The organism is Bacteroidota bacterium, assembly GCA_016706865.1.
Lineage (GTDB): Bacteria > Bacteroidota > Bacteroidia > Chitinophagales > BACL12 > UBA7236.
Genome location: JADJIS010000002.1, coordinates 1,130,439 through 1,155,152 on the forward strand (window position 1 = coordinate 1,130,439; position 24,714 = coordinate 1,155,152).

24 protein-coding genes and 2 tRNA genes are annotated in these 24,714 nt (G+C 34.5%); 23 read left to right on the forward strand and 3 right to left on the reverse strand.

The features are described from left to right. Window positions 1-157: 157 nt before the first annotated feature. The gene (gene ftcD, locus IPI31_07860) at window positions 158-1,825 is read right to left on the reverse strand and encodes a glutamate formimidoyltransferase (protein MBK7567733.1); all 1,668 of its coding nucleotides are present in this window, start codon (window positions 1,823-1,825) and stop codon (window positions 158-160) included. A gap of 236 nt (window positions 1,826-2,061) precedes the next feature. Between ftcD and IPI31_07865 the strand changes: the two genes are divergently transcribed. The 6 genes from IPI31_07865 to IPI31_07890 all read left to right on the forward strand — a co-directional run bounded on the left by IPI31_07865 (window position 2,062) and on the right by IPI31_07890 (window position 6,498). Further along, window positions 2,062-2,134, forward strand: a tRNA-Gly gene (locus tag IPI31_07865). Window positions 2,135-2,178: 44 nt separating this feature from the next. Continuing rightward, window positions 2,179-2,264: transfer RNA gene (locus IPI31_07870), tRNA-Leu, on the forward strand. 136 nt (window positions 2,265-2,400) lie between these two features. Beyond that, the gene (locus IPI31_07875; GenBank protein ID MBK7567734.1) at window positions 2,401-2,964 is read left to right on the forward strand and encodes a DUF2306 domain-containing protein; all 564 of its coding nucleotides are present in this window, start codon (window positions 2,401-2,403) and stop codon (window positions 2,962-2,964) included. Continuing rightward, window positions 2,961-3,836: a YARHG domain-containing protein gene (locus IPI31_07880; protein ID MBK7567735.1), complete on the forward strand. Its 876-nt coding sequence runs from the start codon at window positions 2,961-2,963 to the stop codon at window positions 3,834-3,836. Before IPI31_07875 ends, IPI31_07880 begins: the two co-directional genes overlap by 4 nt. Window positions 3,837-3,994: 158 nt before the next feature. After that, window positions 3,995-5,230 (forward strand): MFS transporter, encoded by a 1,236-nt coding sequence (locus tag IPI31_07885; protein ID MBK7567736.1) that lies wholly within the window; start codon window positions 3,995-3,997, stop codon window positions 5,228-5,230. A gap of 185 nt (window positions 5,231-5,415) precedes the next feature. Continuing rightward, window positions 5,416-6,498 carry a cobalamin-independent methionine synthase II family protein gene (locus IPI31_07890; GenBank protein ID MBK7567737.1) on the forward strand — a complete coding sequence of 361 codons (1,083 nt, stop codon included), beginning with the start codon at window positions 5,416-5,418 and terminating at the stop codon, window positions 6,496-6,498. Between the two features lie 118 nt (window positions 6,499-6,616). On the opposite strand, the gene IPI31_07895 is transcribed toward IPI31_07890, so the two are convergent. After that, window positions 6,617-7,027: a hypothetical protein gene (locus IPI31_07895; protein ID MBK7567738.1), complete on the reverse strand. Its 411-nt coding sequence runs from the start codon at window positions 7,025-7,027 to the stop codon at window positions 6,617-6,619. A 255-nt stretch (window positions 7,028-7,282) separates the two neighbouring features. Here IPI31_07895 and IPI31_07900 point away from each other — a divergent pair, with 255 nt between their 5' ends. Continuing rightward, window positions 7,283-7,975 carry a hypothetical protein gene (locus IPI31_07900; GenBank protein MBK7567739.1) on the forward strand — a complete coding sequence of 231 codons (693 nt, stop codon included), beginning with the start codon at window positions 7,283-7,285 and terminating at the stop codon, window positions 7,973-7,975. A 244-nt stretch (window positions 7,976-8,219) separates the two neighbouring features. On the opposite strand, the gene IPI31_07905 is transcribed toward IPI31_07900, so the two are convergent. Continuing rightward, window positions 8,220-8,453, reverse strand: a complete 234-nt coding sequence (locus IPI31_07905) for a GIY-YIG nuclease family protein (protein MBK7567740.1) — start codon at window positions 8,451-8,453, stop codon at window positions 8,220-8,222. A gap of 427 nt (window positions 8,454-8,880) precedes the next feature. On the opposite strand from IPI31_07905, the gene IPI31_07910 reads away from it, so the two are divergent. The 16 genes from IPI31_07910 to IPI31_07985 all read left to right on the forward strand — a co-directional run bounded on the left by IPI31_07910 (window position 8,881) and on the right by IPI31_07985 (window position 24,530). Then, window positions 8,881-9,072 (forward strand): hypothetical protein, encoded by a 192-nt coding sequence (locus IPI31_07910; protein MBK7567741.1) that lies wholly within the window; start codon window positions 8,881-8,883, stop codon window positions 9,070-9,072. 32 nt (window positions 9,073-9,104) lie between these two features. Continuing rightward, window positions 9,105-9,386, forward strand: a complete 282-nt coding sequence (locus IPI31_07915) for a hypothetical protein (GenBank protein MBK7567742.1) — start codon at window positions 9,105-9,107, stop codon at window positions 9,384-9,386. Window positions 9,387-9,674: 288 nt separating this feature from the next. Further along, entirely contained in the window at window positions 9,675-10,367 is a 693-nt protein-coding gene (locus IPI31_07920; protein MBK7567743.1) for a hypothetical protein, read from the forward strand. A 222-nt stretch (window positions 10,368-10,589) separates the two neighbouring features. Continuing rightward, window positions 10,590-11,186 carry a hypothetical protein gene (locus IPI31_07925; GenBank protein ID MBK7567744.1) on the forward strand — a complete coding sequence of 199 codons (597 nt, stop codon included), beginning with the start codon at window positions 10,590-10,592 and terminating at the stop codon, window positions 11,184-11,186. A gap of 63 nt (window positions 11,187-11,249) precedes the next feature. Beyond that, on the forward strand, window positions 11,250-11,450 hold the full coding sequence (locus IPI31_07930) for a T9SS type A sorting domain-containing protein (protein MBK7567745.1): 201 nt from the start codon (window positions 11,250-11,252) through the stop codon (window positions 11,448-11,450). Between the two features lie 178 nt (window positions 11,451-11,628). Further along, window positions 11,629-12,231 (forward strand): hypothetical protein, encoded by a 603-nt coding sequence (locus tag IPI31_07935; protein MBK7567746.1) that lies wholly within the window; start codon window positions 11,629-11,631, stop codon window positions 12,229-12,231. Between the two features lie 499 nt (window positions 12,232-12,730). Then, window positions 12,731-14,599, forward strand: coding sequence for a putative metal-binding motif-containing protein (locus tag IPI31_07940; GenBank protein MBK7567747.1), 1,869 nt, complete (start codon window positions 12,731-12,733; stop codon window positions 14,597-14,599). Between the two features lie 27 nt (window positions 14,600-14,626). After that, window positions 14,627-15,136, forward strand: coding sequence for a hypothetical protein (locus tag IPI31_07945; GenBank protein ID MBK7567748.1), 510 nt, complete (start codon window positions 14,627-14,629; stop codon window positions 15,134-15,136). A 71-nt stretch (window positions 15,137-15,207) separates the two neighbouring features. After that, the gene (locus IPI31_07950; protein ID MBK7567749.1) at window positions 15,208-16,497 is read left to right on the forward strand and encodes a T9SS type A sorting domain-containing protein; all 1,290 of its coding nucleotides are present in this window, start codon (window positions 15,208-15,210) and stop codon (window positions 16,495-16,497) included. Window positions 16,498-16,541: 44 nt separating this feature from the next. Continuing rightward, window positions 16,542-17,255, forward strand: coding sequence for a hypothetical protein (locus IPI31_07955; GenBank protein ID MBK7567750.1), 714 nt, complete (start codon window positions 16,542-16,544; stop codon window positions 17,253-17,255). 27 nt (window positions 17,256-17,282) lie between these two features. Continuing rightward, complete coding sequence (locus tag IPI31_07960) at window positions 17,283-17,468, forward strand: hypothetical protein (GenBank protein ID MBK7567751.1); 186 nt, start codon at window positions 17,283-17,285, stop codon at window positions 17,466-17,468. Window positions 17,469-17,648: 180 nt separating this feature from the next. Further along, entirely contained in the window at window positions 17,649-18,680 is a 1,032-nt protein-coding gene (locus tag IPI31_07965; GenBank protein MBK7567752.1) for a hypothetical protein, read from the forward strand. A 396-nt stretch (window positions 18,681-19,076) separates the two neighbouring features. Further along, window positions 19,077-19,850, forward strand: a complete 774-nt coding sequence (locus IPI31_07970) for a hypothetical protein (protein ID MBK7567753.1) — start codon at window positions 19,077-19,079, stop codon at window positions 19,848-19,850. Window positions 19,851-20,206: 356 nt separating this feature from the next. Continuing rightward, complete coding sequence (locus IPI31_07975) at window positions 20,207-21,484, forward strand: T9SS type A sorting domain-containing protein (protein ID MBK7567754.1); 1,278 nt, start codon at window positions 20,207-20,209, stop codon at window positions 21,482-21,484. A 33-nt stretch (window positions 21,485-21,517) separates the two neighbouring features. Then, the gene (locus tag IPI31_07980) at window positions 21,518-22,999 is read left to right on the forward strand and encodes a hypothetical protein (protein MBK7567755.1); all 1,482 of its coding nucleotides are present in this window, start codon (window positions 21,518-21,520) and stop codon (window positions 22,997-22,999) included. A 469-nt stretch (window positions 23,000-23,468) separates the two neighbouring features. After that, a complete protein-coding gene (locus IPI31_07985) occupies window positions 23,469-24,530 on the forward strand; it encodes a site-specific integrase (GenBank protein ID MBK7567756.1) in 1,062 nt (353 codons plus the stop codon). The last annotated feature ends 184 nt before the right edge of the window (window positions 24,531-24,714 follow it).

Consider the following 24,714-nt stretch of genomic DNA (forward strand, 5'->3'; position numbering starts at 1 on the left):
CGAAGATGAGAATTCTATTCCACCAATCCACAGAGTTCGCTGCGCGTAACACTGTGGGGACACTCTTGGGTTGATAATTTTCGCTATAGAGTTCCGCCGATAAGCTGAACTCCTTCGTCCTTTGTTACATGGCTCAAAGGAACTCTGTGGGATGCAATTACTTTATCTTACTATAAACAATTTCCAAAATCTCCTTCTCCAATTTCTCCGTTTCCGCAACTATTTTTTCTCCCGCTGCAATTTTATTTGCTGCCAATTCTTTATCACTCAACCCGCCTGCATTTATTTTTACATTTAAAAATGCGCCAATTACCGCTGTTCTTGCACACAAGGCTCCAACACCGGCATCACTCACCGAATTCGGATTTCCGATCTCTGCCATTGCTTTAATTGTTTGCATGCTTTCCAAACTTAATTCCATTACTTTAAAAGGAATATTTATTGCGTTTAAAGTCGCCTCCTGAATACCTTTTTTTCTCGCTGCTTTTTCTTCCTCAGTTCCTTTAGGCAAAGAAAAAGCATTCATGATCTGATTAAAAGCATTGGTATCCTCATCCACCATCTTCATTAATTTATCTTTTAATTGTTGACCCTTATCCGCGTGGTCTGAAAATTCTTTCCACTTGTCGTCCCAACCTTTTTTATGTGATGATAAATTGGCAACCATGGTTGCGAGACTAATTCCCAATGCACCAACATATGCCGAAATACTTCCTCCACCCGGGGCAGGACTCTCACTTGCAGTTTCGTTGGCAAATGCAGTTAAACTCATGGAAATTAATTTACCATGTCTTTCTTTTCCCCACAATTTATATTCTATGATCTTATCCTCCGGATTAAAATCATTTAATTCATCAAGCCCCATACTTTTTATGGCGATCTTAATTAATTCCTCTTCACTTACTCCGGTACTTCTGTTTTGTTTTTCCAGAAAATATTTTCCCGCATCCAACATACTTTGCAGTGGAATTAATCCAACCAACTCGCTTCCCGTTACACGCATTCCTCTTGCTGAAGCACTTTTTACAGCTTCATCAAAAGCAATATGAACGGGTGTGATATTTGTATTTGTGAGATTCATACTCACCTGAGCAATACCATATTCCTCAATGAACCAACCAATTGCTTTTACACTTTTACAAGCACCCGGAATTCTTAATTCATTTCCATCGGCATCTTTTTTTCCGGAGGGATCAATTCTACCATTTTCACGCAGATCAAAAGCAACGGAATTTGCGCGGCGGACACTTGTTGTATTTAAATTCACATTAAATGCGACCAAAAAATCTCTTGCACCAATAATGGTATTTCCGGTTTTTGCATTAAAAGTTGTTGGTCCAAAATCAGGTTTCCATTCCGGTAATTTTATTTTTTGTTCTATTCCTTCATATTCACCTGCTCTAACATTGGCGAGATTTTTTCTTTCGGGATCACTAGCAGCACTTTCATATAAATACACAGGAATATTTAATTCTTCACCCACACGTTTACCTAATTTTTTTGCGCAATCGATACAATCCTGCATTGTAGCATTTGCAACAGGAATAAAAGGACAAACATCCGTTGCGCCCATTCTTGGATGTTCACCCTTATGTTTGCGCATGTCAATTATTTCGGATGCTTTTTTTATTCCTCGAAAAGCAGCTTCTACAACATCATTTTCATTTCCCACCAGTGTAACAACGGTTCTGTTGGTTGCTTTACCCGGATCCACATCCAATAATTTAACTCCTTCTACCGATTCAATGGCATCAGTAATTTGTTTGATGATGCTCATATCGCGACCCTCACTAAAATTGGGAACGCACTCAATAACTTTCTGCATGGTTCATTTTTTTTCAAAGATAAAGCGCTAATTTTTATTTTAATTGTTATTCCACATCGCATTTCAGCAGTGTCAATAGGCTTCAAATATCCACCATTACTGGGTTTCATGGCGTTTTATAATTGACATGACATGTGATACCTATTTAAATGAATTCGTAAAAAACTTTCAAAACCCTTTGAATGAACCAAATTTCCCCTATATATTTGCACTCCCTAAAGGAAAAATCACCCTCTGCGAGAGTAGCTCAGCTGGTAGAGCACGACCTTGCCAAGGTCGGGGTCGCGAGTTCGAATCTCGTCTCTCGCTCAGTTTCAGGCACGGTCTACCACCGTGCCTCTGTATTACCACCCGCCCGGGTGGTGGAATTGGTAGACACGCAGGACTTAAAATCCTGTGGGCAGCAATGCTCGTGCGGGTTCAATTCCCGCCCCGGGTACAAGGTTCAGAGAAATCTGAACCTTTTTATTTATGACAAACCACTGTAATATTTTTACAAAGTGAAAACCATAAACCACAAAATCACACTATTTAACTCCCTACTCCTCCTTTCGTATTTCGCTTTTGTTATCCTCATGCTCGGTATCGTTTTGCAATATATCCCTGCGGGAACCGACACTGCATTTTTGGGAATAAAACAGGATTATATAAATATCAGTTGGTATCTCCCTGCCTTTTATGTTCATGTTTTTACAGCAATTCTTGCACTTCCTGCAGGGTTCACGCAATTCTCGAAATACATTCAAAAAAATTATAAACCTTTCCATCGGATCAACGGGAGAATATATGTTTTTTCCATTCTTGCTCTGGGAGCACCTTCCGGGTTCATTATTGGACTTTATGCCAACGGCGGATCAAGTTCCATTTTTGCTTTTTGCATTTTGGCTGTCCTTTGGTTTTGGTTTACTTTGCAAGCCTATATTAATGCCCGTAACAAAAATTTTGTGGCACATAAGATATGGATGTATCGCAGTTTTGCGTTAACTTTATCAGCAATTACCCTACGTGCCTGGAAATGGATATTGATAGAATTATTTCACCCCCGGCCAATGGATGTTTATATAATAGTTGCATGGTTAGGTTGGGTATTAAATTTAATTATCGCTGAAATTATTATCTATAAAAAATTAAAAAAATGAAACAGATCTCTATTATCGCACTTTTCCTTTTTGTTGTTTCCTGCAGCAACGAAAAAACTACTTCAGAAAATTTAAGCAGTAATTTTTCCTTTGCTTCTAATACAAGTAACAATCACGTTTTTAAAAATGAATTTGGTATTGAGGCATATTATGTGGGATATTTTGAAGCCTCAGTATATGATGATGCAAAAAATGTAATGTACTCAAATAAAATTACAATTTCCATAGATTCCTTAAGTGAAACCATTTGTTTCGGACATAGTATAGTTGCCGGAAATATGCGTCCCTTTAAAGGTTCCTATAAAAAAAATAATGACAATACCTTTGAAGTTACAGCTAAAGAACCCGGTGACGATAAGTATGATGGCAGCTTTGTATTTGTGATCAATGCAAATTCCAACAAAATAATCGGTAAATGGAATTCCAATGATAAAAATCTTGCCGTTACAGAGAGAGAATATGAACTGGAACGCAAAACATTTGAATACAATCCTGATCTGGAACTTCCTGAATACCTTACCTATGAAGGATTATACGGTACTTATAAAGAAACTGACACTTCTACTACTGCTGAATCGTTAACCGATGATATTTATAAATTCAATGCATCAAAAGTTTTATTAAAATCAAAAGATATAGAAAATATGTACCTGGCAGATCTTGAAGTAATGCGCAATGCAATTTATGCCCGTCACGGATATTCATTCAAAAACAGAAAAATGCGTTTTCTATTCGACCACGCCGTAGAATGGTATATGCCTATTTCCACAAATATCACAAACGATCTCACAGATATTGAAAAACAAAATATCGAATTATTAAAACGCTATGAAAAACATGCTGTGAAGTATTATGATTCTTTTGGGAGATAAATCGAGATATTTTTGTAAAGTCAATTTTTAACTTGCTGCTTTATTAAAAGATTTGTAAAGAAACTTCATTTTGTGTTTTAAAAATTAAATTAATTGTAAATCTGCAAATAGATTAGGAGCAATGATTTTATTTCGTTTTCGAAATCCAATTGTTGCAAATGAATATTCAACCTGCTCTAACTTTAAATAAGAAATTATTTAATAATACTGTATTGTTGGCTGCCCTCGGCTATTTTGTCGACATATATGATCTTATGTTATTCGGCATTGTGCGTACACCCAGTTTAATGGCGCTGGGTTATGAGGGTGCGGAAATTACCTCTAAAGGATTGTTTTTACTAAATATTCAAATGGCAGGCATGTTGCTCGGTGGAATTATTTGGGGAATTTGCGGTGATAAGAAAGGCAGATTAAAAGTTTTATATGGTTCCATTTTGTTGTATTCTATAGCCACATTATTAAATGGATTTGTAAATAATTTAGATCAATATGCAATTTTACGCTTTATTGCAGGTATTGGTTTAGCGGGTGAGTTAGGCGCAGGTGTAACTTTAATTAGTGAGACCATGACAAAAGAAAAACGTGGATACGGAACCATGCTTATCGCTACACTTGGTGCTTTTGGTGCCATTTCTGCAGTTTTGATCGCAAAGAATTTTTCATGGCAAATCGCCTATTTCGCAGGTGGTGGATTAGGTATTTTATTGTTGTTATTACGCATAGGCTCATATGAATCGGGTATGTTTCAAAAAATGAAAAATGAAACTGGAGGACAGAATAATTTTATAAAACTATTCACCAACAAAAAATTATTAGGAAAATACTTTTTATGCATTTTAGGGGGAATTCCCATTTGGGTTATTTTGGGTTTGTTGATTATTTTATCACCTGAAATGAGTATAATAATAGGCGTATCTAAGCCGGTAAGTGCTGGCGCTGCAATTTTGTGGGTCTCTGTCGGAATGGCTATTGGAGATTTTGCAGGTGGAATGTTAAGTCAATATTTTAAGAATCGGGAAAAAGTTATTATTGTGTATATTCTATTCAGTTTTATAGTTATATGCACCTATTTATATATAAGGAATATTGATCAGTCTACCTTTTATTTCTTATGTGCACTTCTTGGAGTAAGTTGCGGTTATTGGGCAGTTTATGTAAGCATGATAGCGGAGCAATTCGGTACAAATATTCGCGCGACCGTAGCTACCACTATTCCCAATTTTGTTCGAGCAATGGTAATTCCGATCACAGCATTATACATGTTTCTCAGCAATGAAATTTCAATCATAAATGCAGCAATGATCGTTGCTTCCTTATGTATTGCGGCTTCTGTTTTATCGCTTTTTTTGTTAAGGGATACCTATGGCAAAGACCTTGATTATTTGGAAAAATAATTTCGCGCACCAAATAATATTTTGATTTAACAATGAAGAATTAACATATTTTTTATGTGGATTCCTAAATTGTAAATGATTTGCAAATGCATGTAAATGTACTTTAAATCATTTTCCCATTCACTTTACACAGTTTACTTTCGGCAAATTATTATTTTCAAACAATTTACAATTAATAAAGTACTATGAAGATTTCAACAGAACCTATAGGAAGTATTCCGCGTTCGGGATCATTGATCGATGCGATGGGCAATCATGCCGCAGGAAATTTGAACGCAGCGGAGATGGATAACCTTTTTAAAGAAGCCACTCAAACTATAATCAGAAAATTTGAAGAAAGTGGCTCAGAAATAATTACCGATGGGGAACAAACAAAATCAAGTTTTGTAACTTACCCCTTAGAAGGATTAACACAGCTCGCTTCTGATGGTGTGGTAATTCCATTTGCTGATGGACATACACGGCAACTGCCTCGTTTAACTGCCGGACCATTCAAATGCGGTAAATATGCGGTTGATTATTTAAGGAAGGCGAAAATGCTTACCTCTTTGCCTGTAAAACAAGCCGTAATTTCTGCTTCAGCAATGAGTTTATTATATCCACAAAACGGAATTGAAAATTATTCACGGGAGCAATTTATTACTGATCTTATTAATGAAGCCGAAAAAGACATAAGACTCTGTTTAGAAGCAGGTGCATACAATGTGCAAATAGATTTTACAGAAGCTCGGCTTGCAATTAAATTGGATCCCTCACTGAATTTACTTAAAATGTTTATTGATCTTAATAATCAGGTTATAGATCGTTTTAATGAAAGTGATCGCAAACGGATTGGTGTGCATTCTTGTCCCGGTGGTGATCACGATTCAACACACAGTGCAGATATTGATTATGCAGATCTGTTACCATCCTTGTTCGAATTACACGCAACAAATTTTTATCTGGAATTCGCAGCGGAAAAAGATAAACGACATGTTTTGGAAGTAATTAAATACAACTTAAAACCTGGTCAAAAAGTTTTTATCGGTGTAACAAATGTAATTTACACGAGGATTGAAACCCCCGAGGAAATTCGCGATCTGATCTTATTGGCTGCAGAATATATTCCCATTGCTCAATTAGGAACAACAGATGATTGCGGATTTTCTCCTTTTGCAGACGATCGTTCAACGGCACAGGATATTGCTTTTGGTAAAATAAAGGCAAGAGTGGAAGGAACAAGAATGGCGGAAAGTATATTAAGTAAAACGGTTCAACCGGTAGTATAACTATTTTTGAATTTAGTATTCTTCATATTATAAAAGCGCCTTAAATTAGAAGGCGCTTTTTCTATTTTAGGAATTGTTGGTAATAAACTTGAAATCTTAAACTCTGTCGTTAAAAAATTCACTCAGTTTTTGCCCACATCATTGTATTGTGATGCATTGATCCTTGTGACTCAAAATTACAATAATTCTCATTATGCTCCGAAATATTCCATACATTTTGTATTTGCCACATTATGGAATTATGATCACAACTGTGTAATTGAAAACTGCATTCAAAATGATCGGCGTCATTCCATTCCCAATCACAATAATATATTGTTCCATTTCCACTTATGATCATACTTCCATCCTCATCACAGGTTATAATAAAATCACTAAACTGTTCCGTAACATCATTTCCATTCATTACAAACGAAGTAATTTTCCAACTTCCCACCAAGCTGTGCTCATTAATAAATTCAATATCATCACAAGAATTATTCATCAGCATTACCATAAATGCAACAACTAATATCAGATTCTTTTTCATAACAAAATATTTAATTAGAACAATTATTTACAGCCCCAAATTAGCCCTGATCATCATAACTACGGGTGACCTAGGTTATGCAGTTTAATGATTTAGGTAAGGAGGGAGGAGAAAGCCGCCTTCGCTAAAGCTACGGTGGCTAAGAGGAGTTTAAATTTCTTACGAAATTTTATTAAATCCCATCATGTCGTATGTCGTATGTCCTATGTCGTATGTCGTAAAAATACACTAATTTCAACCCGCTAAAACACACACATGAAAAAATATACTGTCGGAATATTCTTTTGCCTGTCAATTACTGGTCTATATGCGCAATCTTCGGGATCGGGGGGATTTAGTTTTCATTATGCAAATGCAAATCGTCCGGGATTGGAAAGTTATTTTGAAACTTTATCCGACAGTATGGATCTTGATGAGGTATTAAACATACATGGTGGAGCTGGATTCGGCATACGTTTTTTATTTGGAACGGAACATTTGGAATATGAAGTAGGAGGAGGTTATACACGCTCGGCAGATGAAATTGGATCGGAAACGGAAAATCAGGTTTCTTACAACAATTCAGATATTGCCATGAACTTCGGAGTGAATTATTTACCGGTAAATTTTTTCCTTCTTGGCGGATCATTTGTTATTAATTCCACGAATGCAAAAAGTTTAGAATCGGGAGAGGGTTTTGGAGATAAACAAATGGAATTATTACCCTCCGTAAATTTCCATATTTTTCGGGGATATTCCATAGCTCTTCGTGCACAATCCGGATTTTACATTAATACCAATAAAGACGATCACAACAGAATGCGATTAACCGCTTATTATACCTATGGTATCACAAAATATAATTTCTACACTGTTTCCGAAAAACGTCTTACCGGATACATAACCGGTGATCAAAAAACGCATTATGATATTGCGGGAATTGAGTTGGCGTTTTTGTTTGGGTTTTGAAATTTATTAAATAAACGAAATGTTTAAAAATTTAAGTGTCGATAAAATTTCATTTTTTTCACTCACGTAAACACTTTTATAAAGAATAAATAATCAAATTCCCCAAAGTTTTATTTTTCCGGCAGCCGACATAAAATACATTTCACGTTTTCTTGCTGCATCAAAGTATTCAGAGGTTAAAGAATAAAAATAGACCTCCAGCACCCGCGTCGAGCTGGTGGGTAACCCTTACCAAGAATTAAAATCATACTTCTCGAAGTTTTCTTTTTCCTGCTCCAGACTTAAAATAAATTTCGCGTTTTCTTGCTGCTTCAAATCCCTCACAAGGTTCAATAAAAAAAATAGACCATGGCATAAATGCTTTTGTATATCTATTTTTTCCGGAATTGTGTTCCTTCAATCTGCGTTCTGTATCAGTGGAGATTCCAACATAAATTTCATTATTGACTTTGTTTTTAAGGGCATAAACATAAACTATCATAATTGTTGTTTTTAAGGTAAAAAAAAAGACCAATTTGCGAATTGCAAATTGATCTTTTTTATATTAGGATAGTAGCCCAAAGGATACCATTATCGAACCAATTGGTATTGAGAATGAAAGAGTTACATAAACTTTGTATCTGAATTGCTGCTAAATGTGTCTTTTAGTAATAATTAGTTTTCCATACAAACGAAAGTTGAATCTCCATTTTTGGTCAGATTTTGTCAATAATTATAGTGATTTTTTGAAAAATTTTTAAAGTTTCCATGTAAATTGGAGGTAAAGCAGAATATACACCAATAAATTTGGTAATTTTCAAATTAAATAATGAAATGCTTCTATCTTGAATTGTTAGAAGTTCCGCGCTGCTTTATTTATTATCATTTCCAATCGAAAATCTTAAATCAAACTAAAATATATAAAAATGAAAAATCCAATTACCAAAATGCGGCATCGAGCTGCTGTGTTATTTACTTTTCTCTTAATATTTAACTCCCATTTAAAGGCGCAGTATTTTCCTGATGAAGAAATATTTGATACTACCGGTATCATTCAGGAAACGCTGACCGATGGCATGGATACCGTTTGGTATTGGGACTTGACGAGGAAGAACTAGAAACAGGAGAAAATTACCGGACTTCATCAGGCATGAAAAAAGAATACTTCAGTAATAATTATAGCCAATACGCGAAAGTGCATGGAGACTCAACTATTTATGTTAATTTAGGCAGTAATATAAATGATGTTAATCAGGGTCAATATGGATTTCATATTGCGGGAATATTCGGAAGGAAACAAATTCCCAACGATAGCTCCGCTCTTGACCAATGGAACTGGATGAGTGATCTTGCTCCTGCAAGGTTACGATTTCCAGGAGGGGCAGACAGTAAATTTATGCACCTTTTGGAGGGTCCGGGGGTATGGGTATGATCTCGAAGAAATAATACGATTTTATGACCGGACAGATGGTGTTGATAACGCACCAATATTTGACACAATTGTTGAAGCTCTGAATATTAATACCACACCTGATTCCTTCTATTTAAGCTGGATGCATGTTCAAGAAGTTGGCGATTTTAAAGGATTTGGTGGAAGATGGCTTGATGAACAAATACTAGATTCAACGCACAGGCATATTGATGATTTTATTGAAATGATTCAAAAATAGAAACTGAAAATCCCGGGCACACAGTCGATGTTGTTGTAGACCTGAATATAATGAATGAAACAGCAAGCGATTGCAGAGCAATAGTAGAATACTTAAGGGATAACCCGACACATGATGTAAATGTAGTGTATGTTGAATTGGGTAATGAAATGTATTACAAATTCTCTGAAAAAATGCTTGGGATTTATGAGTTAGAAGATTACTGGATATATATAAACGGGGGTATTACGGATAGCCTTGACAGTGTTTTGATCGGAGGTGATGTCTGGTCTGACCACGATTATATAGCTGCTTTTAAGACAGACCCAGAATTTACTTGCAAAATCGCACTACCTACGGAAAATATCCATGATACAACGTTTGCATTATTTGCCGAAGCAAAAATTGAAGGAACATATAATTACTCAGACTGGAATGACAGTTTATTTACCAAACGCTTGGAAAAAGTAGAAATTACAGGCGAACCGGGACACTACCGAAAAGCTTTTGATGCCTATGCGATACATCCATACTATGAAACAAAAAATTATGATACCATTTCATTTAATCATCTGGAATCAACCTATTCATGTAGCCTCGGAGATACACTTGGTTGGCTCTATGACACTTATGATACAAGGCTTGAGGATGCTTTTGATGGCATAGCTAAAAATTTTAAAGCATTTAATAAAACTTGGTACCTTGAATCATGGGATTTACATAAGGTATCTCGGATTAAATCTTTCCATTTCCTTGGGAGGTAAGGATGTAATAACTTCTGAATATAATTTCAAGGATAGTGGGAATTGATATCCTGCAACTCAAATTAACCAAATTGGGGTCTACGGGCAATCTTTTGTGCATTGTGTGATGCTTCAGGAATGGTGGTTAAAAAATTTAAAACTGAATTACAATTCCAATTATCGTCGTAACTTTTTTAAATATGCACATTTACACAACTACGCTGGTGGAAGTAATAGCATCTTATGAGTCCGGCAAAAAGACCGAATGAGTTGGATTCAATCGGGAAGAACATTTATCCTTATAATGAGCCGATAGACAGTGTTGATGCAAGAAATTATTATATAAAGCGAGCAACGTTTTTTGTAATGCAGTTATTAAGTGAAATAAGTAAACAGAATCTCTCTTATCTCCAATGTAATTTTACAATTGCAAGAAATAATATTAATGTCCAACCAACGGTTTTTATTGATTCTGCAAAAACAAACCTGTTCATATATTTTACAAATTCGGGAGATGAATCGCAGCAAATTCAATTGAATCTGTCAGGAACAACCGGAATCTATGCTCCTGACGGGTTATTATATATTTCTGATACAGCAACTATTTATTCCGTAATCGCAAAAAAGCCATATTCTACTTCAGGGAGAGGCCAGAATACCTTATTTGTTCTCAATGAATGTTATAACAATATAAACGATGTTCATTATTCGATAGAAATAACCCAAATAGATACCTTTAAAAATGCCCCATCTTCAGGTGATCCTTTGTTAACTCTGGAGGTCTTACCTTACTCATTCGGATATATTAGAGTGCCGATTGCTGCCGATTATCCTCCGTGAGAAGGTAGCAAACCAACATTTAGTTTAAATCTCTATCCGAATCCGGCCAATCTGGAAATAAAAGTGCATATAAACGGCGAAAGTTTTGATGATCTGAGTATCTTTAATGTGCAGATTGTGAATTTACAGGGAGTTACTTGTTATAGTTCACAGCTTCAAAATAATCATAAAGTAGATATTTCACAATTATCCGCTGGAGTGTACCTGATGACCATTGAATTAAGAAACGGAATAAGGATGAATAAACAATTTGTAAAACTATAATATTGAAACCGGATAATAAACTATTGCAATATTCCACATTTGCTGTCAGTTTTCTTTTTCTAAAGGAAGCTGATGGCGAAGCTAGTATACAGATATTGATCCAGATACAGTAATTGATAACCATCTTGAACTTGTAAGGTTAGATATTGACGACAATGGAATCTTAGACTTTGCCTTTTTGAAATTCACAGGAATTGGTTATACCTATTGGGGAAGTGATTATTTATATTTTTATTATTTACATGCTGCACCTCAATATCCGAGTAATGCGATCGCAGGCTTAGAAAGTGTGATAGATCCTTCTTATGGGGGTTTTACATTATATTATCCTTATGCACTTTTAAGTAATGAATTTATTGACGAGGGGTTAGACTTTCAAAATGATTTTTATCAGATAATAGCGGGAAGAATTGTATTAGATGGAGTAACAATAACAAATAGAGGTAAGTGGACACCAGAAAAAACAGATAATTATTTCGGAATTAGATTCCTTGATGAATACGGATGCAATCATTATGGATGGATACGCTGTGATACAAAAGGCAAAGGAGATACTTTAATTATTAAGGATTACGCGTATGAAACCAAATGTGATGTTGGCATTTTAGCCGGAGATACAATTGGCGATACAACAACTGTCGGCATCGAAGAAAATAATATTTTAGATGCTACTGTTTACAGTTTTAAAAATACTTTATATATAAACCTGAATGAATTAATAAGTGACCTTGAAATTCATGTGTTTGATGTTACCGGAAAAAGGTTTATTCAGATAAAATAACAAATCTACAAACACAGATAGAATTGATTGAAGCTAAAGGAACTTATATTATTAAACTATTTTCACCAGAAGGAAAGTTTACTAAAAGATTTTTATAAACTAATTTAAGTTTTTGTTTAATTGTTACTCTCTAATAAAAGATGAAAATGCTATCGAATATTTTAAAACTTAATTTGTGAAAGGTTAGATGGTTTTTTAAATTTCATCCACAAACAATTGATACTCAACTGTTTGTGGATGATTGTAGCCCAAAGGATACCATTATCGAACCAATTGATGTTGAAAATGAATGAGTTATATAAATTTCGAACCTGATTTCTGCTAAAAGCCTCTTTTTAGAACATAATGGTGTAACATATAAACAATTGGTTGAACATCTATTTTCGGTCAGATTTTGTCAATAATTATAGTGATTTTTTGAAAGATATTTAAAATTTCTTCCGAAATTGTAAGAAAACTCGTAAAAACCACAGTAAATTTGGTAATATTCAATTAAATAATGAAAAGGCTAGTCATATCTATATTCCTTCTATCAACTATACAAATTTCGCTTGCGCAAGTTCCTGCAATTGAATGGCAGAATACGATAGGTGGTGACTTGTATGATTGGCTTTATTCAATTGAACAAACATCTGATGGCGGTTATATTTTGGGAGGGCATTCGGAATCAGGAGTATCTGGAGATAAGGCTGATTCTTCAAGGGGAGGTTCGGATTATTGGATCGTAAAACTAAATTCTTCCGGAGAAATTGAATGGCAAAATACGATCGGAGGTGATAATCAGGATCAAGTGTATGATATTAAGCAAACATTGGATGGAGGATATATTGTCGGTGGTTATTCCAGTTCAAGTTTAAGCGGTGAAAAATCGGAAAATTATATTGGTATAAATTCTAATCCTGATTATTGGGTTGTGAAGCTGGATTCCTTGGGAGAAATTGAATGGCAAAATACGATCGGAGGTGATCAACAAGATTATTTATGGTCTGTAGGACAAACAATCGATGGCGGGTATATTTTAGGAGGTCTCTCAGAATCGGGATTATCAGGTGATAAAACAGAAGAGAAAATAGGCTATAGTGATTATTGGATCGTGAAACTAAATTCTTTAGGAGAAATTGAATGGCAAAATACGATTGGAGGTGATCTAGATGATTGGCTTCATTCAATGGAGCAAACAGTTGACGGAGGTTATATATTGGTTGGTACATCATATTCCAATATTTCTGGTGATAAAACTGAAAACTGTTTTGGATTTAATGATTATTGGGTTGTTAAGTTGGATTCATTGGGAGAAATCGAATGGCAAAATACGATTGGTGGTAACCTATATGATGAAGTTTTCTCCATTCAACAAACAATAGATTTTGGATATATTATTGGAGGGCAATCAAATTCTGATTTTTCTGGAAGCAAAAATGAATCTTGTTTAGGGTATTATGATTATTGGGTTGTTAAGTTGGATTCATTTGGAGAAATTGAATGGCAAAATACGATTGGAGGAAATAATTGGGACATTTTTTTTTCAGTAAAACAAACCAGCACTGGAGGATACATAGTAGGAGGTTGTTCATATTCTAATATTTCAGGCGATAAAACAGAGGATAATCATGGTCAAACTGATTACTGGATTGTTAAACTGAGTGAATTAGGAGAAATTGACTGGCAAAGTACGATCGGAGGAATTTCACTCGATGTGTTTTATGAATTAGAACCTACAAATGATGGAGGATATATATTGGCTGGGTTATCTCAATCTGGGATTTCAGGCGATAAGACCGAAGTATGTATCGGTCAATACGACTATTGGGTAATCAAGTTATACCCAGACTGTCTTGAGTTACAAGAAACCTGCAATGGAATTGATGATGATTGTGATGGGGATATTGATGAGGGTTTCACTTTAAATACCTATTATTTAGATGCAGATGTTGATAACTTTGGTAACTCATTAATTGATACTCTCTCATGTTCAATAGTTGACGGTTATATATTAGATAACACTGATTGTGATGATAGTAATTCTGATATTTACCCTGGTGCTGAAGAATTTGAAAACGGTATCGATGATAATTGCGACAATGTGATTGATGAAGGATTTAGTTATATTAATAACATTAATTTGATAGTTGTTATTATATACCCCAATCCTAGTGGTGGCCGATTCACTATTAAATTGCAAAATTGGGAGTCCAATGAAATTCTGGTAAAGGTTGATAATTCCATCGGAGAAGAAATATATTTAAGGCAATTCTTTAATACGCAATCTATTGAAATTAAATTACCAGAATCATTTTCTGGGATTGCAATTATGACGATTTTTGACGAATCTAATATGATAAGTAAGGTTTTATACATCTTAGAATAAATATTAATTTCTAAATAATAAATTGTTATGAAATATTTTTTACTTTCTATGTGTTATATAAGTTTTAACCCTATATACACCCAAACTCCTGAAATAGATTGGCAGAATACTATAGGGGGATATAATGATGATTATTTAACCTCAATATCTCCAACATCAGACGGTGGTTATATATTAGGTGGAGATTCATATTCTGGTTCTAATGGTGACAAGAATGAGAATAAATTTGGAGAATCGGACTATTGGATAGTGAAACTTGACGGAAGTGGAAATATTATCTGGCAAAATACTATTGGTGGATCGTCAATTGAAACATTGAAGTTCATTCAACAAACCGGTGATGGTGGTTACATATTAGGTGGTTTTTCTCTCTCAGGTATTTCCGGAGATAAAACAGAAAGTAATATCGACGGAAGCTATGATTATTGGATATTGAAACTTGATGGAAGTGGAAATATTATTTGGCAAAATACTATTGGTGGGAATCAAAACGATAAGGCAAACTGTATTGTCAAACCTCTGATGGTGGATATTTAGTTGGGGGTGAATCTGAATCAGGAATTTCTGGTGATAAAACTGAATCATCAATAGGAAACGATGATTATTGGTTGGTAAAACTTGACGCAACTGGAAACATACTTTGGCAAAATACTATTGGCGGAAGTTCGTTTGATGGACTTTATTCAATAGATCAAACAACGGATAATGGGTACATTTTGGGAGGTTATTCTATCTCAGGTATTTCAGGAGACAAAACTGAAAATAGTATTGGAGGAAGCTATGATTATTGGGTTCTGAAACTAGATGCAAGCGGAAATGTTGTTTGGCAGAATACTATCGGAGGAAACGCATCAGATAAACTGAAGAAAATAATGCAAACTTCTGATGGAGGGTTTATTGTCGGGGGAACTTCTGCATCAGATATATCATTTGATAAAACTGAAGATAGTTATGGGGATGATTATTGGGTTCTGAAACTAGATGCAAGCGGAAATGTTGTTTGGCAGAACACAATTAACGCTTTATCTGCGGATATTTTAAATGACCTTTTGCAAACTTCTGATGGAGGTTATATTGTCGGAGGTTCATCAATATCCTTGGCTGGATATGACAAATCAGAATCAAGAATTGGACCATCAACCTTTAATGATTACTGGATTATTAAACTTGATCAAGAAGGAAGCATTGTTTGGGAAAACACAATAGGCGGTAATAAGGCTGACGATTTTAAATCATTACAGGAATGTGTCGATGGCGGTTATATACTTGCTGGATCGAGTTTATCTGAAATTTATGAAGATAAAATTGAAGCAAATTGGAATTCTGGCACATACGACTGGTGGGTTGTGAAACTTTTTTCTGACATTGAGGCGTGCGATGTCCCTGAAGGCTTGTTCACCGATAATATAACTTCAACTAGTGCAAAAATTCATTGGAATTTAATACCAGCTGCCGAAAATTATAAAGTATATTATCGCATCGAAGGAGCGGCAAGTTGGATTAAAAAAAATGCATTTACAAATTTTAAAAATCTTTTAGGTCTTGCCGCATCAACAACTTATGAATATAAAATCAAAAGTTATTGCGGTATAGAAAGTAGTAGTTTTTCAGATATTGAAACCTTTACAACCCTCCCGCTTCGAGAAATAGATTCAATTGATTATAGCGAACTATTTTTTCTATTTCCTAATCCAACTAATGGGCAGGTGACAATTGAAAGTAAATCAGAAGTGGATTTCAACATATATATAACTGATATTTTGGGGAATTCAATTTCTCAAATATTTATGATTAAAGATTCAGTAGAATTTAATTTGAATAATCTTTCTCCTGGTGTTTACCTTATAACTATTCAATTTACTGATGGATATATTACTGATAAATTGATAATAATTTAACTCCTCATTTTTCAATAATTTTTTTAACACTAAAAACAAAAAAAATGAAAACTCTAATTTTATTATCTATTATGCTTGCCTCTATAAATTTTATGTCTGCACAAGCGGGAATAGACGTCACATCTCCCATAACTAATGTTGCAAATTGCACGACCTGTGATAATTCAGTTACGATCGGAATAACTGATGCTGCAGCCAATGGAACTACAAAAGGTGTTGCAACTTATACACCAAATGATTTTGAAAGTGCTTCCGGAGTAATAAGCATTGACTATGAGAATGGACAGAAAGCAGACGAGAATGACCCGGGCTTCGTTTCCGACGTTTCACAGACATTTGGGGGTAATAAAAAATTTGAAAATAAAGCATTATTTAGCGCAGGTAGTGAGTCTGCTCCTTCATTAGCCTATTCTGGAAATTCAGAGCTAAATGGATGGAGCTTTGATAATAACTTTATTTATACATCCTTCAATGGTATTTATAATTTTAGATATAGCAAGGTGGGTACTTTTGCAATTACGAATCTACCAGATGGCAGCTTTTCTTCTGGTGTTACCCTAAATATTCTTCACGATGCAGATGAAGAGGTGACTCCACAAGATGGCGGAGTTAATGTTTCTACTTTTGCTGGCTCTGCAAATCACACATCAGTTTTTGGCGGAAGAACAGCAAATGGAACGTGGGATGCAATAGAACCAACTGAAGAAGACCAAAAACTTGCTGAATTTATTGGCAAGGGGTATGCAGATGGAGATTGAGAAGCATCCAATAGAGGGACATTTGGTGTGCGAGCTGCTCAAGATCATACCGCAACTCAGCAAGGCGCCTACTGCTATATTAAAACCACAACAACTGCAGCTTTTACACCTCCAGATAAACCATCAGATCATATGAGTATGATTGTTGATTCTGAAGGAAACGCAGGATTAACATATTCACTTGGTTATAATACTTCACTTCCTTACGGATAGGGTAGCACAAATAGCGATCGTTTTTTTTCAATCGAGACATCGAATACAAATTCAGATGCCGGATTATTAATACAAAATGGAACGACAACCAGTGGAGGTACGAAAGGCTTAAATATTTGGCTTGATAATTCAGCAAAAATTTCCTATTTCGATAATATAACAAATGATGCTGATGCCTATATGTTTTTTCGATTAAAAACATTGGCGACTACAAGTTCAATTGCCGCAATGTCAATTACTCCAACTGGAATTGCGATGGGTGGAAATGCGAATATTATTTCAGATCCTGTTAGTGCTTTGCAAATTGATAAAGGTAATGCTATTCCAAGTGACCTAAGATTTACTGCTGGAACGTCAACAGGAATAACAAACACAGATGGATTTCAAATTGGGATTACCACAGGTGGAAATGCAGAAATTATGCAAAGAGAGAATAAAGATCTTTTGGTTTATACAAACACTTTGAATCGAATAACATTCCTAAAAGGTGGAGAGATAGTAACTGCATCTACTGAAAATCCTTCTTATAGAGGGCAGAATGGAGTTTCTGGTTCCACCGTGGCAACTCATTTTATGATAGATCCCGCAAATTCAGTTACATCAGGTATTGCATGGTCTTTTGATGCAACGAATGGTTTTGTTTGTTCACAGGGTAATGGTACTCGAAGAATTCAAGGAATGGCAATTAGACCAATGAATACTACCAGCACAGCGAATTCTGAAGCAATGGCTATGGGCTTTTTTACTCAATCTAGTGGAGCAGCAGCCACTGAAAAATTAAGAATTGAAACTGATGGTAGAATATATGGAACCGCACTTCACAACAATGCAGGGACAGTGGCAGGAACAACAAACCAATATATTGCCAGTGGGACTTTTAGCGTAAGCGTAACTGCATCTTCAAACATTGAAGGGACCCCTACAGCTACAGATGCCCAGTGGATGAGAGTAGCTAACGTTGTGACTGTATCAGGTCGATTTACCGCAAACCCTACTAATGCAGGCAATACCTATATTGAAATCTCTTTGCCAATTGCATCAAATTTAACTAATGCAGAAGATTGTTCAGGTGTTTCATTTTGTGGGTCTGTATCAGGACAAGGAGCTGAAATTATTGGGGTCGCAGCCACTGATACAGCAAAAATTCAATGGGTAGCAGGTGATTTAACAGATCAATCATGGAGCTACTCCTTTACATACGAAATAAAATAAAACGTTATTTAAAATACAGGTTGAATTTTATTTCTTAAATAAATAAATTGACACTAAAAGTTTGCTTGAAAGCCTACAATCAAAACTAATCCATATAAAAATTTCTAAGTTATTGAATTTCAATAACTTAGAAATTATCTGTAGCCCAAAGGATACCATTATCGAACCAATTAGTATTGAAAATGAAGGAGTTACATAAATTTCGGACCTGAATATCTGCTGAATGCCTCTTTTTGGTACTGAATAATGTCCCATTCAAAAAGTTGGTTGAACCTCCATTTTTGGTCAGATTTTGTAAATAATTATAGTGATTTTTTGATTTAAAATTGAAGTTATCTGTTATTTCATATGAAAAACCGAAAAACATCATTAAATTTGGTAATAATCAACCACATAATGAAAAGGTTAACAATATTTATTTTCCTACTTTCAACTGCGTTTGTTGGCCATTCTCAAGCTCCTGAAATTGAATGGCAGAATACAATTGGAGGAAATGGGAGTGATATTTTAGTGGGTATAGAACAAACTATTGATGGTGGTTATATTTTAGGTGGAACTTCAGGTTCAGGAATTTCGGGTGATAAAACTGAAGGTTCATTAGGATCAAATGATTTTTGGATTATCAAATTGAATTCCTTTGGAAGTATAATTTGGCAAAATGTAATCGGTGGAAGTGGTAATGAGAATTTAACTTCAATTCAAAAAACTGAAGATGGAGGATTTATTGCCGCGGGTTATTCTAATTCACCAATTTCAGGAGATAAAATAGAAGCGAGTCTTGCTGGAAGTTATGATTATTGGGTTGTCAAATTAGACAATTTAGGAAATGTAGAGTGGCAAAATACAATCGGTGGTGCTGGAAATGATGAATTAAGGGCTATTGGACAAACATCTGATGGTGGTTATATATTAGGGGGAAGGTCAAATTCGCCAATTTCAGGAGATAAAACTGAATCTAGCGATGAATACTATGATTACTGGATAGTTAAAATAAATAGCCTAGGCGATGTTTTGTGGGAAAACACTATTGGTGGTGACGAGTACGATTATTTGTATTGTGTTGAACCTACTCAAGATAATGGAGCAGTTATTGGTGGTTATTCAACATCTTCCGTTTCAGGTGATAAAACTGAAGCTTGGCTTGGAAGTGGAGGTGATTTTGGATATTAAAAATTGATGAATTTGGAAATATAGAGTGGCAAAATACAATTGGTGGAGATGATCCTGATTGGCCGTTTTGCATTACAACAAATGCTGAAGGCCAATTTATCATTAAAGGATATTCAGAGTCAGGAATTTCTGGTGATAAAACGGAAATAAACAAAGGCTATTTTGATTATTGGACAATTAAGTTAGATGTTGATGGAAACTTAATTTGGCAAAAAACTATCGGTGGTTCTTACACTGATATTTCAAAAATTTCACAGCAAAATATTTCGGGTGATGAGAATTTATTTGCTGGGTATTCTCTGTCTGGAATTTCAGGTGATAAAACGGAGGCAAATATAGGGTTTGAGGACTATTGGGTGGTTTTACTTGATTCTTTAGGAGAAATAGAATGGCAATTAACAATCGGAGGATGGTTAGGTGACTTTCTGACTAGCATCAATAAAACCTCTGATAATGGCTATATTATTGGAGGTTATTCTGCTTCACCTATATCCGGTAATAAAACTGAAGAATCTCTTGGCTCAAGTGATTTTTGGATAATTAAATTGGCAGGCGACTGTGCACTCCAGGTATTTTATCCTGATTTGGACAATGATGGTTGGGGTAATTATTCTGACTCGATTTTGTCTTGTTTTCCTCCAATTGGATTTGTAACTAATAATTTTGATTGCAACGATTCGCTCTCCATAATATACCCAGGTGCAACAGAATTGTGTAACAGTCTTGATGATAATTGTAATGTTGAAATTGACGAAGGTATATCAATCAACATTTTTTATATTGACTCTGATGCAGATGATTTTGGAAACGTTGATATTTTTATTGCTTCATGTCTAGAAATTATCGATGGTTATGTACTGGATTCAACAGATTGTAATGATTTAAATACATATATAAATCCAATAGCTATTGAAATATGTAATGATTTAGATGATAACTGTAACTTAGAAATTGATGAAGAATTATTATTTAATTTATTTTATATAGATGAAGATGAAGACACATTCGGCAACCCTGAAATTTTTCTTAGTTCTTGTTTGGATGAGATTTCTGGTTATGTTATAGATTCTTCGGATTGTAATGATCTGAACTCTTTAATTTACCCGGGTGCGGCAGAACTCTGTGATGGCATTGATAATGACTGCGACGGGATCAAAGACGACGATTTAGCTTTTACCAATTATTACAAAGATTTTGATACCGATTCTTTTGGTGACATAGAAATTGATTCATTTTATTGTCTACCACTTGTAGGCTATGTATTAGATAGTACAGATTGTGATGACACAAACGCAGAAGTTTACCCTGGTTCAGAAGAGTTGTTAAATGGGATTGATGATAATTGTAATTTACTGATTGATGAAGGACTTGATATCTCCGAATTATATTTGAATAAGGTAAAAATATATCCAATTCCAGCACTTGATTATATAAATTTGGAAATTAATTTTCAATTAACAAATCCTTTATACTTGTCTATATTCGATGCAACAAAAAGATTAGTTTTGATTAATGCTCTCCAAACTATTAACAACCATGAACGAATTGCAATTCAAAATTTTCCAAATGGATTATATTATGTGGTTTTTAGCTCCAATGAATTTTACGTTGTAAATCAATTTCTCAAACAATAGTATTTTTTATTAATTAAAATAAAACGAATAATCATGAAAAAATTACCACTAATCTTACTTTTTTGTTATGTAAATGGATTTTGCCAGGTATCATTGGATTTAGAAGGACCTCTTCAAGGTGATGATGGATGCGATGGTGATTGCGAATTTACAGGAAATACAACTCTATTTATTGAAAACGCTGCAGCAGATGGATCAACAAAAGGGGTTGCATCTTTTGACAGTGACGATTTTAATTCAACTGCTGGAAATATTGCATTTGATTATGCAACTCCAAAAAATTTTACCTCAAGTTTATCAATTTCCGGAACCTCAGGCAACACTTTTACTCTCGGAACAAGCGGTTTTGTTTACGATGCTTCTAATAATCGAATTGGCGTAAATAATCCAACACCTTCTTATTTATTTGATCTTGTTGCTCCCTCCACTACGGGTCAATATTATGCACATCGTAGACCTGGAGAAATTACCAATCCAATTTCGTTGTTAATTGACTTTCAGGACAGCCATATCAATTGGGGCTTAATTAATGGTGATGATATAACTACAATAAAGTTAAGGTCGAATAGTGTTTCTTTTATTCAAAATCATTTCATAGTTGGCGACAATGCAAACGATTCCGAAAATCCACAATTTAAAGTTGTTGGAGCCCAGGATTATTCGGATGGAAATACAAGTTGGGTAAATTACCAAAGTACAGTTCAGCATCATTCGGATACCAATGGCGAATCAGCTTCTATAGGTTTTGGAGTTGATAATACTAAAAGTACCATCGGTGGATATATTAGTTTTGTGCGCACCGCAAACCCAAGTAAAGGAGGATTGCATTTCGGAGTTTATAATAGTGCAGGAACTTCTATTGATGATGTGCTCACCCTTGATGCTGGACAGGTTACTTTCAACAAACAAACAGCTTCCAGAATTGCTGTTTTAAATTCCTCTAAAAATTTAATCTCAGGTACCTTAGGTTCTGGATTATCACTAAGCTCGGATGTACTTGCCATGGACATAAACAGCCTTACAGAAGAAACCAATGTTGATAGAAATGCAGATTACGTTGCCATTTATGATGCATCTGCGGGTACAATTGATAAAACTAAAACTTCAAATCTGTCTTTGGGAATAACTTTACAAGGTGTTTCCAACGATATCGATCCCGTTGATAATGAAAATTATTATGTTGGAGCAATCTCACAAATAACTGGGTCAACACCTGATTTTAATAAAGTGTACATTCCTAAATCAGGAATAGTAAGAGTAGCTTATGTGTATTTTAATACCGGAGTTCCAACTACTGATACTGATGTTTCGACAATATACTTAAAAATTAATTCCAGCATTTTAGTAAACCTTGGAACTATTGCAAATTCTAGTTCTACAAGTTTAATAAGTGCAACAGGATTGAGTCAACCTGTCTCTCAGGGAGATTACCTTGAGATCAAATGGGATTGTCCGACTTGGCCTACTGATAATCCTGACGATGTAAGAGTTACATTTGTAGTTTATATTGAATAAAAATTCGTCAGAGTTTTTATTATTTATATTTATTAGGATTCATCAAATAATCTCATAGTAAATAAATTATAAACTGTATTCCCATAAACAGATTTTTTTAAATGTGAGACTTTTCAAAAGATGAAATTTCAAATTAGTTTGCGAATTATTGGTTACTTAATGATTGACATCGAAATAATAATATTATAATCGCAACCGATTCGGGCAAATATTCATGAGCGTGTTAAATCAAAAAACCTTCACAAGTAATTGACTTGCAAAGGTTTATAAAGTTGGAGTAGCCCGTAGGGATACACAACCCTCTATTCATTCCGATACAAACCCTTGTAAACCACAGTTGCAAGTGGGTTTTGACAATCCATTTTTATATATTTTTATATTTAGTTGTCAAATACTTGTCACCCTAATGTCACTTGATTAAATAATTTGCTATATTTGCGTATTAATAAATCGTAATAAATATTGCAATATGTCAGTAACGCTAAGATTAAAAACCAATAAGAATAAGACTCAAACATTTTATCTTGATGTTTATGTGAATAAAACCCGAAAAAGGGAATTTTTAACAAACCTTAAACTTGTTAAACCTAAAAACAATATTGACAGGGATAGTAACCGACAAATGAGACTTTTGGCTGAGCAGGCTAGAAATAAAAGAGCGATAGAGATAGAGGCAGGCATACATTCAATAATTCCTATGTCGCGCAAATCAATCGACCTCTTAAAATATTTTACCTCAACTGCTGATAAGTATGGGAAGAAAGATAAACGCGTAATTTCAGCTTCTTTGGCGAAATTTGAAACTTTTTTGAACGATAAAGGAAAAAGGTCAATCAAGACAAATGAACTCACTAAGGGGCTTGTAATTGAGTTTAAGGAGTATTTAGAAACGAAGTTGAACGGTGAAACTCCTAGCAACTATTTTAAAAAGTTTAAGAAAGTCTTGGAAAGTCTTGTTAATGAGGGAGTTTTAGCTTCAAACCCTTCAAATGGTGTTTCAATAAAAAGAAATGAATCTATTAGCAAACAAATTTTAACTTTTGACGAAATAAATACCTTGAAGAAAACTCCTATCACCAATGAAGAAGTAAAACGCGCTTTTATTTTTTCATGTTTTACGGGGTTGAGATTTAGCGATGTATGTGAAATCACTCATGAAAATATAAATAATGATATAATTGACATTACTCAGAAAAAAACAAATGTACGTGTTATGATACGTTTACATGAGGAAGCAAAACAAATTCTAAATTCCTGCAAAACCAAAACAGGTAAATTATTTGTTTTACCTACCCATACTGCCTGTTTAAAAAGTTTAAAGGTATGGGTAAAAAAGGCTGAAATTCAAAAGCATATAACTTGGCATTGTGCAAGACATTCATTCGCAACGGCAATTATAACACATGGAAGTGATATAAGTAGTGCCAGTGCATTATTAGGGCATTCCTCATATGTTTACACACAGCGTTATGTGCGTGTCTCAGATAAATTGAAAGACACTGCAATATCAAACCTACCCATGCTTGATTAATTATTTGTAATTCTTAATTGCAAATACCCTTGTAATATCTATATAGCTTGCATTATAAATTAATTTTTGTAACTGCTATTTACAAAATGTGTAACTGCTATTTACAAATTCATTATTTTCCATTTAATTAGTAGTCTCATTACCTCAAAAAATATTTTAATTTATTTTGTTTTGCAATTACTTG

Bases quoted from the DNA above. Each gene is read 5' to 3' on its own strand.
- IPI31_07875 (MBK7567734.1), top strand. From the start codon at position 2,401: ATGCTCGGTATCGTTTTGCAATATATCCCTGCGGGAACCGACACTGCA.
- IPI31_07965 (MBK7567752.1), top strand. From the start codon at position 17,649: ATGTTTTTTCGATTAAAAACATTGGCGACTACAAGTTCAATTGCCGCA.
- IPI31_07885 (MBK7567736.1), top strand. From the start codon at position 3,995: ATGAATATTCAACCTGCTCTAACTTTAAATAAGAAATTATTTAATAAT.
- IPI31_07970 (MBK7567753.1), top strand. From the start codon at position 19,077: ATGAAAAGGTTAACAATATTTATTTTCCTACTTTCAACTGCGTTTGTT.
- IPI31_07925 (MBK7567744.1), top strand. From the start codon at position 10,590: ATGAGTCCGGCAAAAAGACCGAATGAGTTGGATTCAATCGGGAAGAAC.
- IPI31_07985 (MBK7567756.1), top strand. From the start codon at position 23,469: ATGTCAGTAACGCTAAGATTAAAAACCAATAAGAATAAGACTCAAACA.
- IPI31_07895 (MBK7567738.1), bottom strand. From the start codon at position 7,027: ATGAAAAAGAATCTGATATTAGTTGTTGCATTTATGGTAATGCTGATG.
- IPI31_07945 (MBK7567748.1), top strand. From the start codon at position 14,627: ATGAAATATTTTTTACTTTCTATGTGTTATATAAGTTTTAACCCTATA.
- IPI31_07920 (MBK7567743.1), top strand. From the start codon at position 9,675: ATGAATGAAACAGCAAGCGATTGCAGAGCAATAGTAGAATACTTAAGG.
- IPI31_07910 (MBK7567741.1), top strand. From the start codon at position 8,881: ATGAAAAATCCAATTACCAAAATGCGGCATCGAGCTGCTGTGTTATTT.
- IPI31_07890 (MBK7567737.1), top strand. From the start codon at position 5,416: ATGAAGATTTCAACAGAACCTATAGGAAGTATTCCGCGTTCGGGATCA.
- ftcD (MBK7567733.1), bottom strand. From the start codon at position 1,825: ATGCAGAAAGTTATTGAGTGCGTTCCCAATTTTAGTGAGGGTCGCGAT.
- IPI31_07955 (MBK7567750.1), top strand. From the start codon at position 16,542: ATGAAAACTCTAATTTTATTATCTATTATGCTTGCCTCTATAAATTTT.
- IPI31_07880 (MBK7567735.1), top strand. From the start codon at position 2,961: ATGAAACAGATCTCTATTATCGCACTTTTCCTTTTTGTTGTTTCCTGC.
- IPI31_07915 (MBK7567742.1), top strand. From the start codon at position 9,105: ATGAAAAAAGAATACTTCAGTAATAATTATAGCCAATACGCGAAAGTG.
- IPI31_07980 (MBK7567755.1), top strand. From the start codon at position 21,518: ATGAAAAAATTACCACTAATCTTACTTTTTTGTTATGTAAATGGATTT.
- IPI31_07940 (MBK7567747.1), top strand. From the start codon at position 12,731: ATGAAAAGGCTAGTCATATCTATATTCCTTCTATCAACTATACAAATT.
- IPI31_07900 (MBK7567739.1), top strand. From the start codon at position 7,283: ATGAAAAAATATACTGTCGGAATATTCTTTTGCCTGTCAATTACTGGT.